The organism is Vreelandella sp. 2A-K22, from assembly GCF_054065485.1.
Window position 1 is genome coordinate 211,751 of record NZ_JBSUGC010000003.1, and the last position, 17,063, is coordinate 228,813.

At 55.2% G+C, this 17,063-nt stretch carries 15 protein-coding genes; 4 read left to right on the forward strand and 11 right to left on the reverse strand.

The features are described 5' to 3' along the window. Positions 1-320: 320 nt before the first annotated feature. Complete coding sequence (locus ACW17M_RS05325) at positions 321-1,454, forward strand: tRNA-queuosine alpha-mannosyltransferase domain-containing protein (protein WP_027959291.1); 1,134 nt, start codon at positions 321-323, stop codon at positions 1,452-1,454. A gap of 175 nt (positions 1,455-1,629) precedes the next feature. Here the strand turns inward: ACW17M_RS05325 and nth are convergent, their stop codons facing one another. The 11 genes from nth to ACW17M_RS05380 all read right to left on the reverse strand — a co-directional run bounded on the left by nth (position 1,630) and on the right by ACW17M_RS05380 (position 12,518). After that, positions 1,630-2,268 carry an endonuclease III gene (gene nth / locus ACW17M_RS05330; RefSeq protein WP_457547012.1) on the reverse strand — a complete coding sequence of 213 codons (639 nt, stop codon included), beginning with the start codon at positions 2,266-2,268 and terminating at the stop codon, positions 1,630-1,632. Positions 2,269-2,341: 73 nt separating this feature from the next. Beyond that, positions 2,342-3,043, reverse strand: a complete 702-nt coding sequence (locus ACW17M_RS05335) for an electron transport complex subunit E (protein WP_009286579.1) — start codon at positions 3,041-3,043, stop codon at positions 2,342-2,344. Next, positions 3,040-3,699 (reverse strand): electron transport complex subunit RsxG, encoded by a 660-nt coding sequence (gene rsxG / locus ACW17M_RS05340; RefSeq protein WP_009286580.1) that lies wholly within the window; start codon positions 3,697-3,699, stop codon positions 3,040-3,042. The genes ACW17M_RS05335 and rsxG overlap by 4 nt, the downstream gene beginning before the upstream one ends. Further along, positions 3,696-4,745 carry an RnfABCDGE type electron transport complex subunit D gene (locus ACW17M_RS05345; protein ID WP_009286581.1) on the reverse strand — a complete coding sequence of 350 codons (1,050 nt, stop codon included), beginning with the start codon at positions 4,743-4,745 and terminating at the stop codon, positions 3,696-3,698. Before ACW17M_RS05345 ends, rsxG begins: the two co-directional genes overlap by 4 nt. Further along, positions 4,742-6,397 carry an electron transport complex subunit RsxC gene (rsxC, locus tag ACW17M_RS05350; protein ID WP_230805053.1) on the reverse strand — a complete coding sequence of 552 codons (1,656 nt, stop codon included), beginning with the start codon at positions 6,395-6,397 and terminating at the stop codon, positions 4,742-4,744. The genes ACW17M_RS05345 and rsxC overlap by 4 nt, the downstream gene beginning before the upstream one ends. After that, complete coding sequence (gene rsxB / locus ACW17M_RS05355; protein ID WP_027959293.1) at positions 6,397-6,993, reverse strand: electron transport complex subunit RsxB; 597 nt, start codon at positions 6,991-6,993, stop codon at positions 6,397-6,399. Before rsxB ends, rsxC begins: the two co-directional genes overlap by 1 nt. Positions 6,994-7,005: 12 nt before the next feature. Then, positions 7,006-7,587, reverse strand: a complete 582-nt coding sequence (gene rsxA / locus ACW17M_RS05360) for an electron transport complex subunit RsxA (protein WP_007114112.1) — start codon at positions 7,585-7,587, stop codon at positions 7,006-7,008. Between the two features lie 176 nt (positions 7,588-7,763). After that, positions 7,764-9,800, reverse strand: a complete 2,037-nt coding sequence (gene metG, locus ACW17M_RS05365; protein WP_457547013.1) for a methionine--tRNA ligase — start codon at positions 9,798-9,800, stop codon at positions 7,764-7,766. 104 nt (positions 9,801-9,904) lie between these two features. Then, positions 9,905-10,186, reverse strand: a complete 282-nt coding sequence (locus ACW17M_RS05370) for a hypothetical protein (protein ID WP_022523639.1) — start codon at positions 10,184-10,186, stop codon at positions 9,905-9,907. A gap of 127 nt (positions 10,187-10,313) precedes the next feature. Further along, the gene (locus ACW17M_RS05375; RefSeq protein ID WP_009286584.1) at positions 10,314-11,495 is read right to left on the reverse strand and encodes a 1-acyl-sn-glycerol-3-phosphate acyltransferase; all 1,182 of its coding nucleotides are present in this window, start codon (positions 11,493-11,495) and stop codon (positions 10,314-10,316) included. A 93-nt stretch (positions 11,496-11,588) separates the two neighbouring features. Further along, positions 11,589-12,518 carry a recombination-associated protein RdgC gene (locus ACW17M_RS05380; RefSeq protein WP_027959295.1) on the reverse strand — a complete coding sequence of 310 codons (930 nt, stop codon included), beginning with the start codon at positions 12,516-12,518 and terminating at the stop codon, positions 11,589-11,591. Between the two features lie 141 nt (positions 12,519-12,659). Here ACW17M_RS05380 and ACW17M_RS05385 point away from each other — a divergent pair, with 141 nt between their 5' ends. The 3 genes from ACW17M_RS05385 (at position 12,660) to serC (ending at position 17,060) form a co-directional block, all read left to right on the forward strand. Further along, positions 12,660-13,109, forward strand: coding sequence for an acyl-CoA thioesterase (locus tag ACW17M_RS05385; protein WP_457547014.1), 450 nt, complete (start codon positions 12,660-12,662; stop codon positions 13,107-13,109). A 152-nt stretch (positions 13,110-13,261) separates the two neighbouring features. Then, positions 13,262-15,973, forward strand: a complete 2,712-nt coding sequence (gene gyrA / locus ACW17M_RS05390) for a DNA gyrase subunit A (protein WP_039858353.1) — start codon at positions 13,262-13,264, stop codon at positions 15,971-15,973. Next, positions 15,957-17,060: a 3-phosphoserine/phosphohydroxythreonine transaminase gene (gene serC, locus ACW17M_RS05395; protein WP_342584020.1), complete on the forward strand. Its 1,104-nt coding sequence runs from the start codon at positions 15,957-15,959 to the stop codon at positions 17,058-17,060. The genes gyrA and serC overlap by 17 nt, the downstream gene beginning before the upstream one ends. The last annotated feature ends 3 nt before the right edge of the window (positions 17,061-17,063 follow it).

The window sequence follows — 17,063 nt, forward strand, 5'->3', positions numbered from 1 at the left end:
GTATGAATGCAGTCTAGATAGATCTAACAGGTCAGCCAAGACGACCTTGGCCGAATGCGTGCAAGTTCAGGGAGCTATTGCAAAAGAGATAGGGTTTGCACGAAAAGTCGGCGAGCGAAGACTAGACAAGGCAAAAATCAACGAGAAAGCGGAGTTTACGGGGTGTAAATGAGCATTTCGAGGCGATTTTTAACGCAGTATTGTCGAGCGCAGGCAGTTTTCGTACAAAGCCTAGTAAGCGCGCTTTGTTACACTGCACACCTCTGTGCCATTGCTTAACATGTTATGGCGTTCCACTGATCTGGCTGTTAGGGCTGTAAATGCGCGTTCTCCTGTTATCTGCCTACGAGGCGGTGAGCCATCGCTACTGGGCACAAAGTTTAATGGCGCAGCTTGAGGAGGTGTCGTGGACGCAGTTGAGCCTGCCGCCACGACATTTTGCTTGGCGTATTCGTGGCAATCCGCTGAGCTGGATGCTCAAAGAGCACGATACTCTCAGCCAGTCGTTTGATGTAGTGCTAGCCACTTCGATGGTTGATCTGGCAACGCTGGTAGGGCTGTTCCCGCATCTGGGTCGAGCAAAAAAGGTTGTCTACTTTCATGAAAACCAGTTCGCCTATCCTGAGTCGAGCGATCAAATGCCACAAGTAGAGGCCAAAATGGTCAATCTCTATACGGCGCTGGCGGCGGATAGCGTGGTGTTTAACAGCGCCTATAACCGTGACTCCTTTATTGATGGCGCGCGAGCTTTTTTGAAAAAAATGCCGGAAAACCTTCCGGCAGCTAAGCCATTAGAAGCGATACGCGAGCGGGCTATGGTATTGCCGGTGCCCATTCCTGATAGCACAGCCCCTGAAAACTTAGCACCTGAAAACGTAGAGCTTGAAAACTTAGCATCTAAAAACTTAGCACCTTGCCAGCAAACGGCTTTTCAAAAAATGGTGCCACAGCGAATTATTTGGAATCACCGCTGGGAGTATGACAAAAATCCCGACGACTTCTTCACCGTGTTGTTTGCGTTAAGCGAAGCCGGTGTAGCGTTTGAACTGGCGGTGCTTGGTCAGCGTTTCCGCCAAGTCCCCGCTATTTTTGCCGAGGCCGAGCAGCGCTTAGCCAAGCATATTGTGGCTTGGGGGCCACAGCCGGAGGAGGCCTACCGTGAGTTGTTGGATAGCGCGGATATTGTGGTTTCGACCACTTGGCATGAATTTCAGGGGTTGGCGATCATGGAGGCGGCCCAGCGCGGGGCGTTGCCGCTGGTGCCGGATCGGCTCTGCTTCCCGGCGCTTTATCCGCCTGCCTATCGCTATGACGGTACCCGGGAAGGGCTTTACGACCGGCTCAGTGCTTGGCTTAACGATCCAGCGACTCGCCCTGAACTACTTGATACTACCGCTTGGGAGTGGCCCGCTTGGCGTGAGGCTTACCGCCAGTTGCTGATGAGTTCGACTTGATGGCCTAGCAGCCTGTCGGACTTAACACTGATCTACTGCGAATCCCGGTATTTTGGCCAACTTTATTCGATCGATTTCGTTAAATAGCGCGCTATTCGCCTCAATCGATCGATAAATTTGGCTCAAAATCCGTTCTTCTCGCGACGATCGGTCAAGCCCGACAGGCTGCTAGCCGTTAAGCAAGTTCGGTTTTGTCTTTGTAGTCGCACAGATCCTCGATAATGCAGCTACCACAGCGGGGTTTGCGCGCGATACAGGTGTAGCGGCCGTGCAGAATTAGCCAGTGGTGAGCATCGTGCAGAAACCCTTTTGGCACATGGCGCAGCAGTTTCTGCTCTACCTCAACGACATCTTTGCCTTTAGCGATGCCGGTGCGATTGGATACCCGGAAAATATGCGTATCTACCGCCATTGTGGGCTGACCAAATGCCGTGTTGAGAATTACATTGGCCGTTTTACGGCCTACGCCGGGCAAGGCCTCCAGCGCTTGGCGGGTGTCGGGCACTTCGCCGGCGTGCTGATTAACGAGGATGTGGCAGGTCTTCATGAGGTTTTCGGCTTTGGTGTTGTACAAGCCGATGGTTTTGATATGCGCTTTAAGCTCATCGATACCTAAATCAATGATCGCTTGGGGCGTGTTAGCGACCGGGTAGAGCCGCGCCGTGGCTTTATTGACGCCTACATCGGTGGCTTGAGCAGAAAGCAGTACGGCAGCCAGCAGCTCAAAGGGCGTGTTCCAGTTAAGCTCGGTGGTGGGGTGCGGGTTCTCTGCCTGAAGGCGAGCAAAGATTTCATGACGCTTTTGGGCATTCATGGCGGGTCTCTTAATAAATACGCGTTATAAATACAAGCAGTTGCTTACATGTGTACTTTCGGCATCTTGCCAACTATTTAATCGTGCCGGTAACCCGTACGCGGCGCTCAGTTCGGGGTGCTGCCGCGACTGGCTTGGCACGGGCAGCATTGCGTTGATCGATAACGTTTTTCAGCGCGATTAACAGGCCCGCCACAAAGAACGCGCCGGGCGGCAGCACGAAAAACAGGAACTGGTAGTCGTCGGCAATCGTCAGCTGCCAACTGGCCGCTTGCGGCCCAAACAGTAGCGCCATATCGCTAAACAGCGTGCCTTGGCCCAGCAACTCGCGCAGAGCGCCAAGTAACACCAGTACCGCAGCAAAACCCAACCCCATCATAAAGCCATCGATGGCCGCTGGAAGCACCGGCTGGCGGGAAGCAAATGCATCGGCTCGGCCAAGAATGGCGCAGTTGGTCACGATCAGCGGAATAAAAATCCCCAATACCTGATAGAGCGGGTAGGCGTAGGCGGCCATGAGCAGTTCAGCGCAGGTAACAAAAGCTGCAATCACCATTACGAAAGCGGGCAAGCGCACCGCGCTGGGCACCTGGTGACGAATCAGCGAAATCGCCGTGCTGGCGCCTACCATTACCAGTAGCGTAGCCAGCGCCAGCCCCAGCGCATTGACGACATTTCCACTCACGGCTAGCAGCGGGCAAAGTCCCAGCAGTTGCACCAGCGCGGGGTTATTCGACCAAAGGCCGCTTTGGGCTAGTTCGCGCCACTGGCTCATAAGGTGGGCTCCTCAAATGACATCGGTAGCGGTGTATCGGCGGCGTACTGAAGCGCTTTATGGACAGCGTTGACCACGGCTCGGGGCGTAATCGTTGCACCGGTGAACGCATCAAAGTGACCGCCATCTTTAGCTACCGCCCAGCCTTCTGGTGGCAAGCTATCTAACCTTAAACCATTAAACCGGGTGATCCAGTCGCTGCGGCTGCGCTCAATGTCATCGCCTAGCCCAGGCGTTTCCTGGTGCTGGGTAACGCGCACGCCGCTGATACGCTGGTGCTCATCAATGCCAATCAGTAGGTGGATTTTGCCGTTATATCCCTGGCGGGTTACCACCGGCAAGATCACTGCGCTGCTTCCGTTTCGGCTCGGGTTATTGTTCTCGCTGCCACTTACCCACCAGCCTTGGCTATCACTCGCCAGCCCTAGCGCTTGTGGGTTGGGAAGGGTAAAGGTGCTCTCCAGTACCTGGGTGACGGGGGTATTCGCCAGCGCTTGGGGCAGTACTTCCTGCAACTGGCGGTGTTGGTAAGCCAACTGATGTGTCTCTATACGTTCGGCGGTTAGCGCGCGGGTAAGCGCGACACTGCCGGCGGTAATCAGTGCAAAGGTGCCCAGCGCGAAGGCGCCACGCCGCATGGCCTGGAGCAGCGTCATGGCTGTTCTCCTGGCTTACCCGGTGAAGCTTTTTGCTGGCCAGTGGGCCGCGGCACGCTATATATATCCAGTAATGGTACGCACAGGTTCATCAGTAAGACCGCAAACGCCACAGCATCGGGGTAGCCGCCAAAGGTGCGAATAATGATAACCAGCGCGCCGATCCCCGCGCCATAAATAAGTTTGCCGCGTTGGCTGGTGGCAGCGGAGACCGGGTCGGTGGCAATAAAGAACGCCCCGAATAGCGTTGCCCCGGTGAGCAGGTGAAACAGCGGTGAAGCAAAGTGGCTGGGGTCGCTGAGATAAAACAGCGTGTCCAGTAGTACTAGGCTGCCAAGCATCGCGATCGGAATATGCCAACTAATAATCCGCTTCGCTAACAACACCACACCACCTACTAGCCAAGCAAGTGCTACCCATCGCCAGGCAGTTAGGGTTCCATTCGGCAGTGGGTTAGCCGCCCAAAACTCGCTGGCAAGCACGGCGTCCCCTTTGTGCTTAAAAGCATCTAGCGGTGTTGCGCCGCTCAAACTATCTAGTTGGGCGGTCGGTAGAGTTCCGGTGATTTGCGCCCATAAATCATTAGGTAGCATTTCCTGGGGCGGTGCCCATAGCGTCATGTAGGTAGGAAACGACACCAATAGCAGCGCATAGCCCACCATGGCGGGGTTAAACGGGTTATGCCCCAAGCCGCCGTATAGCTGCTTGGCGACTACAATTGCCGCGATCATACCCACGCCGACAAGCCACCAGGGGCTAGCGGGTGGCAGTGACGTGCCCAGCAAAACGCCGGTAAGCAGGGCACTTGAGTCATTCAGCGTCACACGAATGGGGCGCTTGCGTAGCCGTAGCACGGCGGCTTCAAGCGCAATACCAAAAGCGGCGGCTAACAGTACATTGCTGATAACTCCAAGGCCAAAGAAGTAGCTCATGGTGGCGATGCCTGGCAGGGTTGCTGCAATTACCCAGCGCATTAAGCTTGCCGTTGGTGGCACCGCGGTTGCCGTCATGGCATCTTTAACGCCTGAGGCGTGCATCATGCTCATGGCGACTCCTCGTTAGACTGCTGTTCGCGCGCCTGGGCAAGCTGCAACTCGGCTGCTTTCAAGTTCTCCTGGGCGGTGGCAAGCTGCATTTCTAAGTCATCCAGGGATTGTTTAGGATCTTCCTGAGCGACGCGCGCCAGGGTTTTTTCAGCCTTTTTGACCGATGCTTTGGCGGCGGCATGGGCGATGCGCAGACCGCGTAAGTCGACCTTTTCGCTGTTGGTTGCGGCAGTGTTAGAAGGGCGCCGCTGTTGCGCCTGGCGGGCTTGCTTGCGTGCCTGTTTCTCAGCCTCCTCCCGAGCAAGCCGCGCTTGGCGAAACTCAAAACGGTGCTTGGCGTGCTCCGCTTTTGCTGTCTCAATTCGCTGCAGGCGTAACCGGCTTTTAGCTTCCCGGTAATCCACCACGAGCGGAATATGGCTGGGGCAGACGTAGCTGCAGGCACCGCACTCAATGCAATCAAATAGGTGGTAGCGCTCAAGCTTGGCATCATCCTGAGCGCGGGCGTACCAGTGCAGCTGTTGCGGCAGCAGTGCTACCGGGCAAACGCTTTCGCACTCACCGCAGCGAATGCAGGGCGATTCTGCTGGGGGCGGCGGTAACTCTTCAAGCGTTGCCGCGATTAAACAGTTGGTAAGCTTGGTGACCGGCGTATCGAGCGTTAGCAGTGGCGTGCCCATCATGGGGCCACCTTGAATCACTTGGTGTAACTCTGGGGTATTTAACCCTGCCTGCTCCAGCAGCTCTCTAACCGATGTGCCCAGACGCACCCAGCGATTGCCGGGCTGGGTGATGGCCTCTCCAGTCAGCGTGACCACCCTGGAAACCAGCGGCTGACCATCGCGCACTGCGTGTAGTATCGCCAGTAGCGTGCCTGGGTTGTGGCACAGCACGCCAACATCAGCAGGCAGCCCGCCACTGGGTACGTTGAGGTCTAGCAGTTTTTTAATCAGTTGTCGTTCGCCGCCGCTGGGGTAGCGGGTGGCGATCACGGCCAGCTCGACGGGGACTGGCTGACTATTGGTTAGGGCTTGCTTCAGCGCGTCAATGGCCTCGGGTTTGTTATCCTCGATGCCAATAACGATATGCTGCGCGCCACACAGTTTGGCGATTATCTGTGCGCCTTCAAGCACCTCGTTAGCGTAGTGGCGCAGGGTAAGATCATCGGCGGTGATATAGGGCTCGCACTCGGCGGCGTTAATCACCAGGGTGTGAATCGTATGTTGTTCGACCACCCGCGCTTTAATATGGGTGGGAAACCCGGCGCCACCTAAGCCGACGATGCCGCTCTCGTTTAAACGCTCAAGCAGCGCGTGGGGTTCGACATTTTGCCACACCAATGGTGGCAGTCTAAGCCACTCATCTTGCCCGTCACCCTCAATGCTGATTTGGGTAGTGCTAACCTCGCTCACCGTACCGCTAATGCTGGCGTGCAGGGCACTAGAGACCATACCTTCACGTTTGGCAATCACGCTGCCCACTTTTACCGCATTTCCTTGCGCCACACAGGGCTTCGCTGGCTGACCGCTGTGCTGCTGAAGGGGGAGAGTGACCCGGCGGGGCAGTGGCGCTTCAATCAGCGCGGATTGGTTTGAACGCTGTTTGCGTTCGGGGGGGTAAATCCCTCCCGGGAAGTCAAAGGCGTTCGACATCAAGACACCCCTGAAGCGGGTTGGCGGTCGCTGGCAATCATGTTTGATGAGTGCGCCACTACCGGCTGCCACTGGGTGAGCGGGGCTGAGCGTGGCAGCATATCGATACAGTCCACGGGGCAGGGGTCAAGGCAGAGATCGCAGCCGGTGCACTCGTCTTCAATCACGGTATGCATTAATTTAGCCGCGCCGATAATCGCATCGACCGGGCAGGCCTGGATGCACTTGGTGCAGCCAATGCACTCCGCTTCGCGAATAAATGCCACCTTGGCTTCGCTTTGCGCTTCGCCATCCAGGGGCTCGGGGTCGCGCCCGAGAAGATCGGCAAGGGCGTGAATCGTCGCTTCGCCACCCGGAGGGCATTTATTCAGCGCATCACCCTGGTTAATGGCTTCAGCGTAAGGGCGGCAGCCTGGGTAGCCGCACTGGCCGCACTGGGTTTGCGGCAGTAGCGCATCAATTTGCTCAACTAGCGGGTTATCTTCGCGCTTAAAGCGCTCGCTCACCAAGCCCAGCAGGGCGCCAAAACCGATACCCAAGCCGGTTAATACCGCGACGGCGCTGAGGATTCCAATGATATCAATGGTGCTATTCATTGCGCGCTGCCTTCATCCCTGCACCAACCCTGAAAACCCTAAAAATGCTAACGACATAAGGCTGGCGGTGACCATAGCAATCGCGGCGCCTTGGAAGGGTTTGGGAATATCCGCCCCCGCTAAACGTTCGCGCATCGCGGCAAACAGCACCAAAATAAGCGAGAAGCCCAGTGCTGCGCCCAATCCATAAAGGGTGGTGTGGAAAAAGCTTAATTCACGGTTTAACGACAGCAGGGCTACACCCAATACCGCGCAGTTGGTGGTGATCAGCGGCAGGAAAATGCCCAGCACCTGGTGCAGCAGCGGACTCAGTTGGCGCACCATGATTTCGGTAAACTGCACCACGGCGGCGATCACCACGATAAAACTAATGGTACGCAGGTAGGTTACATCCAGCGGCACAAGCAGGCCGTGATAAACCACGAAGCTAGCGGCCGATGCCAGGGTCAGCACAAAGGTAGTGGCCAGGGACATGCCCATGGCCGACTCCAGTTTATTGGAGACGCCCATAAACGGGCATAGGCCCAAGAACTGAACCAGTACGAAATTGTTGACCAGGGCAGTGCTGATCAAAATGATAAATAACTCACTCATGGCAGCGTATTGTGCGAAGAAAAGGCGGCGCTGGCTAGTGGGAGGCAAGGAAGTTTGATGTGTGAAAAACCTATGCAGGAGGAAGTTTGAATAAAATTGCCGCTGTAATAAAAATGCAAAGGGCAGAGCGCTTTTGAGTCTCTGCCCTTTAACCTGCTTACCGCTTATGCGACGGGTTAGGTTACCCGCTGACCCGGCTCGGCACCTGCATCGGGAGAGAGCAGGTAGATGCCATCTTCGTTAGCAGAGGCCAGCACCATGCCTTCCGATACGCCGAAGCGCATTTTGCGCGGAGCCAGGTTGGCGACCAGGACCGTTAAGCGGCCTTCCAGGGCTTCCGGGGCGTAGGCGGAGCGAATGCCGGAGAAGACGTTGCGGGTTTCGCCACCCAGGTCGAGGGTCAATTGCAGCAGTTTGTCGGCGCCTTCTACGTATTCGGCTTTGGCAATACGCGCAATGCGCAGGTCGACTTTAGCAAAGGCGGCAAAGTCGATTTCCTCGGCGATAGGCTCTTCCACCAGCGGGCCTTTGGGTGCTTCTTTCAATTTTTGCTCTTCCACGAGATCTTCCTTCGACGCTTCAATCATGGCATCGATTTTGTCACGTTCAACGCGGGTCATCAGCGGCTTGAATTTGTTGATTGTGTGCTCGGTGAGCACACTCTGTCGAGTGTGCCAGTCCAGCGACTCAACGTTAAGAAAAACACGGGCCTCTTCAGCCATGGCGGGTACCACAGGAGCCAAATAAACCATCAACTGGCGGAACAGATTAATGCCTACCGAGCATATCTCAAGCACCTCTGTGTCACGGCCATCCTGCTTGGCCAGCGCCCAGGGTTCTTTATCAGCAATGTAGGTGTTGGCTTCATCCGCCAGTTCCATAATTTTGCGCATTGCCCGGCTAAATTCCCGGGCTTCAAAGTCTTCGGCAATATCATCACCGGCGGCAATAAAGCGGGCGACCATCTGTGGCTCAGCGCAGTGGCTTGAGAGGCTGCCACTGCCGAGCTTTTTAACAAAACCGGCGCAGCGGCTGGCAATGTTGACCACCTTGCCGACTAAATCTGAATTTACCCGCGCGGCAAAATCGTCCAAATTCAGATCCAGGTCATCAACTTTGGAAGTAAGCTTGGCGGCAAAGTAGTAGCGCAAGTATTCCGGGTTGAGATGATCGGCGTAGGTGGCGGCTTTAATAAAGGTGCCGCGGGATTTCGACATCTTGGCGCCGTCTACCGTCAGGAAACCGTGGCAGTTGACGGCGGTGGGGGTGCGCAGATCCGCGCCATGCAGCATGGCGGGCCAGAAGAGCGCGTGGAAGTAGACGATATCTTTGCCGATAAAGTGATATACCTCGGCATCAGAGCCTTTGTTCCAGTAGCTGTCGAAGTCGATACCTTCGCGGTCACACAAGTTCTTGAAGCTGGCCAAATAGCCAATTGGCGCATCCAGCCAGACATAAAAGTATTTGCCCGGGGCATCGGGAATTTCGAAGCCGAAGTAGGGCGCATCCCGGGAAATATCCCACTCGTTAAAGCCAGACTCAAACCACTCCATCAGCTTATTGCGGATTTGCGGCTGCACATGGCCGTCGTCAATCCAGCCCTGCAGGAAGTCGGCAAAGTCAGGCAGTTTAAAGAAGTAGTGGGTCGATGTACGTACTTCGGGCGTTGCGCCTGAAATGGCTGAAACGGGGTTGATCAAGTCGGCGGGAGTATAGGTAGCGCCGCACTTTTCGCAGTTATCGCCATACTGGTCTTCAGCGCCACATCTAGGGCAGGTGCCTTTAATAAAACGGTCAGCCAGAAACAGGCCTTTCTGGGGGTCAAACATCTGCTCGATATCACGGGTGGCAATATGGCCTTTATCCCGTAAGCGCTTATAAATCATTTCGCTGAAGTGGCGGTTTTCAGCGGAGTGGGTCGAGTGGTAATTGTCGAACCCAACGCCAAAGCGGGCAAAGTCTGTTTGGTGATCGTTGGAAACCCGCTCAATCAGGGCTTCAGAGGTAATACCTTCCTGCTCGGCACGCAGCATAATGGCGGTGCCATGGGCGTCATCGGCACATACGTAGTAGCACTGCTGGCCACGGCTTTTCTGGAAACGTACCCAGATATCAGTCTGGATATACTCAAGTAAGTGACCGAGGTGAATGGCTCCGTTGGCGTAAGGGAGCGCGCTAGTCACCAAAATGTTGCGCGTGGCGGTAGTAGACATGGTGAAGGTTAATTCCGAGTGAATAAGGGTGCCGGTCAGGCGATAGTAAAAAAGACGGCGAAGCCGCTAAACGCTTCGCCGATACCGTTACGTCCTAGCAACGATTAATAAAGCGCTTGCTCTTCTTGAACGACTTCACGCAGCAGTTCTAAAAAGAGCTTATCAGCCTCAGAGTGTTCAGCCGGGTCTTCCGGTATATGCACGCTGGTGGTATCGGAAATTTCGTTGGCAATCCGCGCCATCACCGCAGGGCTATTGCCTTCGGTCAGCTGTTCTCTGGCAATCGCCAGTGATTGCTCAAGGATCTTTGGATCTTGCAGCAGCTTACGAATAAAGCCACGTAGCTCGTTGATGATACGTGTTTTCTGAATTTCTGAACCGGACATGGGGGTCTCCTTAGGATCGCAATTGACGACAGCGCCATGCGAAACCAATCAATGCGTCGACCATAGCATTTTTTCCGCCAACGGGCATGAATTGCCCGTTATTAAAATGGCAGCTTAAAACGCTGATTTAGAGCGTCAGTCGCCCTGCCTTGTGTTTAACAGGGTTCGCGTACTGGGCAAGCCAGTAGGGGCGCAGAGGCTCCGGCACTTCGGCAAGCCGGGCATTAAAGCGTTCACGGTCTTGTCGAGTGATGGCTTTGCGTGCCACCAGCTCCGGTGCTTCGCCCAGCGCCTCTAAAGCCAAATAATGACTGGGGAACAGTCGATAGCCACCAATCACCTGGCGGTCAATCTCAGCAGCGACTTCGTCGGGCGTGGCCATATCAGAACCTACCGGTGTGCCAAAGTGCAGCCGTACACGCCCTTTGGAGCCGGTAATGCCGGCTACAATGGAGCGAATATCTTCAAACTCACTTTTAGCGTAGCTACCCAGTGTGTCGATATCGTGCAGCTCCTGGGCTTTTTGGACATCGCAGGGGTCGTATTCATAGCTAATCGATACCGGTACCAGCTTTAACTCAGCAATTGCCTCGCCAAATACCATGTCTCGTTCTGCGGCTCGCCTGGCCATGATCAACATTTTGATAATGGCGGGCTCAGTGTGATCGATGCCGTTCTTGGCCCGCCCTTCCCGCTGTGCCATCCAGATTGAGTGCTGGTCTTCGGTAATGGTATGGCGAATATAAGCGGAAAGTTGCTGGTATGCTGCCAGCATAGCCCGCTTACCTCGGGCGCTGCGTGGCACGATAAAGCTTTTATTAAGCCGCATTAGATCTGTGACATAGGGCTTTTTAAGCAGATTGTCACCGATCGCGATACGCACGGTATCGCGGTTTGCTTGATACAGCGCATAGTTGACGAACGCGGGATCCAGCGAGATATCGCGGTGGTTACCTATGAACAGGTAAGCGCCGTTGGCGTCGAGTTTGTCGAGGCCGGTAACTTCAAAGGCATCCGTGGTGGTGCGAATCATGCGCTCCATGTAATGGGCAATACGCATTTGAAACTCATAAACCGTCGTTACGTCTTTGACTTCACGACGTACGGCACGGCTGGCAAAAACACGCGCCAGGGATGGTGCCCAGCGCGCCATGCGAGGCAGCCGAAAGCGGGTCAGTGCATCCAGCAGCTCGTTGTCCCGTGAGAGTCTGGCCAGCACATCGGCCACTTCATGATCCATAAAGGGCCGAATATCGGCCCACGGGTCTGTCTCGGTAGAGGCGTTGGTAGCGTTGTTGTGATGAGTCATGCGAACCGTTGGATGATAAATAGTAAATATCGATTAATAACATCGAGGCGAAAAGACGACTTCGGATAACAGTCTTGAATGACTATAGAGCCCTTACTGTGCCGCGGGTTCCCGCTGTGTCTCGCCGCCAAGCCACTCTATCAAGCGTGGAATATCGGTAGATAGCGCCTGCGCCATTAGAATAAAGTCTGTTTCCAGACGGGCAAGCGCGTCGTCTCCGTCGTCAGCGTGATCGGCTTCTTCAATCAAGGCATCGCCAAAGCGCAACGATTTCAGCGCCAAATCATCGTGTAACACACAACTTAGCCGTCCTTCCAGGCTAATCGCGAGTTTACTGGCTTGGCGGCCGGTCTCAAGCAGTTGCTGAATTTCATCGCTGTCTAAATCGACCTGACGAGCGCGCAGTACACCGTCATCACCTTTAGCTTTGAGTTCAACCTGGTCACCAAGCTGAAGATCGGCCGGGCGACTGGCCGCGTCACCTAGCCAAGTGGTCATGGCGCGAATAGGCAGCGTCTGTGAACTCAGTGGGGTGACTTTTAGGCTGCCCAGGGTTTCGCGAAGCAAATCCAGAATATCTTCGGCGCGGGTGCGTGAACTGGCATTGATGCCTATCATCTGGCCGCGAATGTCCCACCAAAGATCAATTTTCTGACTACGCACAAAAGCGCGGGGCAATAAATTCTCGGTTACCTGCTCTTTTAACGCGGTCTTCTCTTTGCGGGTCACTTTGCGGCCTTCGCTGGCCTCAATATCCGCCACCTGCTCATCGACTTCCTCTTTTACAACAGAGGCGGGCAGTAGGCGCTCTTGACGCAGCGCTGAAAGCAGCCGATGTGATTGAATTTCGTGAACAAGCTGCCCTGCGCCCAAACGTCCAGCAGGTGCAGTCCAGCCCAGGCGGCGTGCGTCGGCGTTGCCGAGTGGTTTGGCGGCATGCTCTTGTAAAGCGCTAGCGAGCTCATCGCTGGATAATTCGGGCGCGTCGTGCAGGCGGTATAAATGCAAGTGCTTAAACCACATGGAGCCAATCCTGTTTAAAAGGTGGCACATTATGGCGAAAGCGGGGCATTCCTACCAGCGGCTGTCACCAATCGTCTCTGTTGCACGTGTTTCAAACTTGTGTTTGATTGAATCGTTGCCAATCACTATAGAGGAGTCGATATGAGTGCATCGCTGTCGCGAGTTCATTTACGCGTTAGAGGCTATCATCTGGATGGCTATGGGCATGTCAATAACGCTCGCTATCTTGAGTTTATGGAAGAAGGGCGCTGGGACTTCTTTGATCAACACCCAGAGATGATCAAAGAGCTCCATCAGGCCGGGCGGGCATTCGTCGTCGTCAATTTGAACATTGATTATCTGGCCGCTGCCCGCCAAGGGGATGATTTGGAAGTGATGACCGGGATCATCGACGTTGGTGAGCGCAGCGGGCTTTGCCACCATCGTATTGTTCGTAAAAACGGTGGGCGTAAGGATGGCGCCGTCATCGCCCGTGCGGATTTAACCTTCGTGCTACTCGATATGCGCGCCAACAAGGCCGCTGCAATCGAGGGAGAGGTGCGTGAGGCGTTGGCTGCATTAACCTTGGGGAAAGAGGCATTTAGCGTCTAAACGGCTTTGGTGAGCTCCCTGGCTGCCCTTGCTGCTTTTGCGGTGGTATGATGTCGCAGTATTTGCGCGCCGCTCTATGGTAATTTCAGAGCGGTGTTTACCAGCGCTTTCAACTCTCGCAGTGCCAATGCAGTGCAAAGGATCTGACTTTCATGGGTGACATCGCCAGAGAAATCTTGCCCGTCAATATTGAAGACGAGCTTAAACAGTCGTATCTCGACTATGCGATGAGCGTCATTATCGGCCGCGCGCTTCCAGATGTGCGGGATGGCCTTAAACCGGTTCACCGGCGTGTGCTGTTTGCCATGCATGAACTGGGTAATGATTGGAATAAACCGTACAAGAAGTCGGCGCGTGTCGTCGGCGATGTCATCGGTAAATACCATCCGCACGGTGATAGCGCGGTATACGACACTATCGTACGTATGGCGCAGCACTTCTCGATGCGCCATGTCCTGGTCGACGGTCAGGGCAACTTCGGTTCTATTGATGGGGATAACGCGGCCGCCATGCGTTATACCGAGGTGCGTATGTCGCGCCTTGCCCACGAACTGCTTGCTGACCTTGAAAAAGATACCGTCGATTGGGTGGATAACTACGACGGTACCGAGCGTATCCCCGCCGTATTACCCACCAAGGTACCCAACCTGCTCATTAACGGCTCGTCGGGTATCGCGGTAGGTATGGCGACCAATATTCCACCGCACAATATGCGTGAAGTGATTGACGGCTGTTTGGCCCTCATCGATGACTACACGCTGTCGGTGGATGACTTGATGGAGTATATCCCCGGCCCTGACTTCCCCACCGGCGCGATCATTAATGGTCGCGCGGGTATTTTGTCGGCGTACCGTACAGGCCGTGGGCGTATTTATGTGCGCGCTTGCCACACCATTGAGCACCACGACAAAACCGGTCGCGACCACATCATCATCACCGAGCTGCCTTATCAGGTGAATAAGGCGCGGTTGATCGAGAAGATCGCCGAGCTGGTGAAAGAGAAGAAGATTGAAGGTATCGCCGAACTACGCGATGAGTCGGATAAAGATGGCCTGCGCGTGGTGATTGAAATCAAGCGCGGTGAGTCCGGCGAAGTAGTGGTCAATAACCTGTTTGCTCAAACGCAGCTGCAAAACGTGTTCGGGATTAACATGGTGGCGCTGGAAAATGGCCAGCCACGCACGCTCAATCTTAAAGAGATGCTGGAAGCCTTTATTCGTCACCGGCGCGAAGTGGTTACCCGGCGCACGCTGTATGAGCTGAAAAAAGCCCGTGAGCGTGGGCATCTGTTGGAAGGCTTGGCCGTCGCTATCTCTAATATCGATGAAGTGATTGAGCTGATCAAAGCCTCACCCAACGCGGCTGAAGCGCGTGAAAAGCTGCTCGCCAAGACTTGGCAGCCCGGTCAGGTGACCGCCATGTTAGAGCGGGCCGGGGCTACTTCTTGCAAGCCAGAAGAGCTGGAAGAGGGTTTTGGTTTAAATACCGCGGCCACCTCTTATCGGCTTTCTCCTGCCCAGGCGCAGGCGATTCTTGAGCTACGCCTGCATCGCTTGACGGGACTTGAGACCGAGAAGCTGCTTGATGAATACCTCAGCATTCTTGAGAAAATTGCCGAGCTAACCGAGATTCTGGCCTCTGCTGACCGCTTGATGGAAGTGATTCGCGAAGAGCTGCGGGCGGTGCGTGATCAGTTTGGCGATGACCGTCGTACTGAAATTCAGGCTAGTCACCTCGATTTGTCGATGGAGGACTTGATCGCCGAAGAGGACATGGTGGTAACCGTGTCGCGTTCAGGCTATGCCAAGACGCAGCCGCTGTCGGATTATCAGGCCCAGCGCCGTGGTGGCCGAGGTAAGTCCGCTACAGCCATGAAAGACGAAGATGTGATAGAGCATCTGCTGGTGGCTTCTACTCATGACACCGTACTGCTGTTCTCAAATCGCGGCAAAGTGTACTGGCTGAAAGTGTACGAAATGCCCAACGCCAGCCGCGGCTCGCGGGGTAAACCGCTGGTGAATATGCTGCCGCTTGAAGAGGGTGAAGCGGTCAACGCCATCTTGCCGGTGCGCGACTACAACCCTGATAACTACATCTTCTTTGCCACGGCTAAAGGTACCGTAAAACGTACCAGCCTTGAGCAGTTCTCGCGCCCACGCAGCGTCGGTCTGATTGCGATTGATTTGGAAGAGGGCGACCGCTTGGTTGGCGCGGCGATTACCACGGGTAATGACCATGCCATGCTGCTGTCGTCTAACGGCAAGGCGATTCGCTTTGAAGAGGGCAAAGCCCGCGCCATGGGGCGTACTGCCCGCGGGGTGCGTGGTATGCGCCTAGCTGGCGACGCGGAAGTCATTAGCCTGATTATTCCTAAAAGCCAGCAGATCGACGCCGAGGCGGATGCCGAAGGGGAAACGCAAGACGGTGCCCAAGAGAGCACTGTAGCCGAGACCGCCGTTGGTCAGATCTACATTATGACCGCCAGTGAGAATGGTTACGGCAAGCGCACGCGCCTGGAAGAATTCCCGCTGCGTGGTCGTGGTGGCCAGGGTGTCATCGCCATGCAAACCAGCGAGCGTAACGGTTCGCTCGTGGCGGCGATGCAGGTCTATGACAGCGATGAAATGATGCTGATCACCGACCGCGGCACGCTAGTGCGTACCCGTGTGGAAGAGGTCTCGACCACATCACGGAATACCCAGGGCGTGATGCTGATTCGTCTTGGCAAAGAGGAGAAGCTGGTCAAGACGGTGCGCGTTGATGAACCGGAAGAGAGCGACGAGCTAAGCGCTCTTGAAGACGCCCAGGCGAATGAAACATCCGATGATGCACAGGAAACGGGGACTGATGACACGTCACTATAATTTCTGCGCAGGGCCAGCGGCCCTGCCAGTGGCCGTGCTGGAGCGCGCCCGGGAAGAGTTGCTGGACTACCAGGGGCGCGGCCTTTCAGTAATGGAAATGAGCCACCGCAGCGATGAATTTATTGCCATTGCCGAGCGCGCCGAAGCCGACTTTCGTCATCTGCTAAGCGTGCCGGATAACTACCGCGTTCTGTTTCTACAGGGCGGGGCCAGCATGCAGTTTGCCATGCTGCCGATGAACCTGCTGGGGCAGGGTGGTAGCGGAAACTTTATTCAGACCGGCATCTGGGGCAAGAAGGCGCTCAATGAGGCCAAACACCTTGGTTTTGATTGCCATGTAGTTGCCAGCAGTGAGTCCAACGGCCATACGGCGGTGCCCGCACAAGACGAACTGCGGGTGAGCGTAGATGCTGCCTATTTGCACTACACCTCTAACGAGACAATTGGTGGCTTGGAATTTGATTATACGCCGCATATTCAGCGTGCCGATGGTGCTCACGTGCCGCTGGTCTGCGATATGTCGTCGAACATTCTGTCTGGGCCCATCGACGTTAGCGAATTTGGCGTTATCTACGCTGGGGCACAGAAAAATATTGGCCCCGCCGGGTTAACGCTGGTGGTGGTGCGTGACGACCTGCTAGGTAAAGCTCGGGCCAATATACCTTCGCTATTTGATTATCAAATGCTGGCGGACGCTGGTTCGATGGTCAATACGCCCCCCACTTACGCTTGGTATTTAGCCGGGCTGGTGTTTCAGTGGCTGAAGGACGATATTGGCGGATTGGCGGCGATGGACGCTATCAATCAACGTAAGGCCGATAAACTTTACGCAGCGATTGATGCCAGCGAGCTTTATAGCAATCCAATTGCTAAAGCCAACCGTTCGCGCATGAACGTGCCCTTTGTACTGGCCGATTCGGCACTGGATAAAGCGTTTTTACAGCAGGCCGATGCGGCGGGGCTGCTTAATTTGAAAGGTCACCGCAGCGTGGGCGGTATGCGTGCCAGCCTTTACAACGCGGTGCCTGAGTCTGCGGTAGATGCCTTAATTGCATTTATGGCCGATTTTGAAAAAACAAGGGGCTAATCA

What these genes read in the sequence shown, in the direction of transcription:
- metG (WP_457547013.1), bottom strand. Translation starts at nt 9,800, where the DNA reads ATGTCTACTACCGCCACGCGCAACATTTTGGTGACTAGCGCGCTCCCT.
- serC (WP_342584020.1), top strand. Translation starts at nt 15,957, where the DNA reads ATGACACGTCACTATAATTTCTGCGCAGGGCCAGCGGCCCTGCCAGTG.
- gyrA (WP_039858353.1), top strand. Translation starts at nt 13,262, where the DNA reads ATGGGTGACATCGCCAGAGAAATCTTGCCCGTCAATATTGAAGACGAG.
- ACW17M_RS05325 (WP_027959291.1), top strand. Translation starts at nt 321, where the DNA reads ATGCGCGTTCTCCTGTTATCTGCCTACGAGGCGGTGAGCCATCGCTAC.
- ACW17M_RS05385 (WP_457547014.1), top strand. Translation starts at nt 12,660, where the DNA reads ATGAGTGCATCGCTGTCGCGAGTTCATTTACGCGTTAGAGGCTATCAT.
- ACW17M_RS05370 (WP_022523639.1), bottom strand. Translation starts at nt 10,186, where the DNA reads ATGTCCGGTTCAGAAATTCAGAAAACACGTATCATCAACGAGCTACGT.
- rsxG (WP_009286580.1), bottom strand. Translation starts at nt 3,699, where the DNA reads ATGACGCTGCTCCAGGCCATGCGGCGTGGCGCCTTCGCGCTGGGCACC.
- ACW17M_RS05375 (WP_009286584.1), bottom strand. Translation starts at nt 11,495, where the DNA reads ATGACTCATCACAACAACGCTACCAACGCCTCTACCGAGACAGACCCG.
- nth (WP_457547012.1), bottom strand. Translation starts at nt 2,268, where the DNA reads ATGAATGCCCAAAAGCGTCATGAAATCTTTGCTCGCCTTCAGGCAGAG.
- ACW17M_RS05380 (WP_027959295.1), bottom strand. Translation starts at nt 12,518, where the DNA reads ATGTGGTTTAAGCACTTGCATTTATACCGCCTGCACGACGCGCCCGAA.
- rsxA (WP_007114112.1), bottom strand. Translation starts at nt 7,587, where the DNA reads ATGAGTGAGTTATTTATCATTTTGATCAGCACTGCCCTGGTCAACAAT.
- rsxC (WP_230805053.1), bottom strand. Translation starts at nt 6,397, where the DNA reads ATGTCGAACGCCTTTGACTTCCCGGGAGGGATTTACCCCCCCGAACGC.
- ACW17M_RS05335 (WP_009286579.1), bottom strand. Translation starts at nt 3,043, where the DNA reads ATGAGCCAGTGGCGCGAACTAGCCCAAAGCGGCCTTTGGTCGAATAAC.
- ACW17M_RS05345 (WP_009286581.1), bottom strand. Translation starts at nt 4,745, where the DNA reads ATGAGCATGATGCACGCCTCAGGCGTTAAAGATGCCATGACGGCAACC.
- rsxB (WP_027959293.1), bottom strand. Translation starts at nt 6,993, where the DNA reads ATGAATAGCACCATTGATATCATTGGAATCCTCAGCGCCGTCGCGGTA.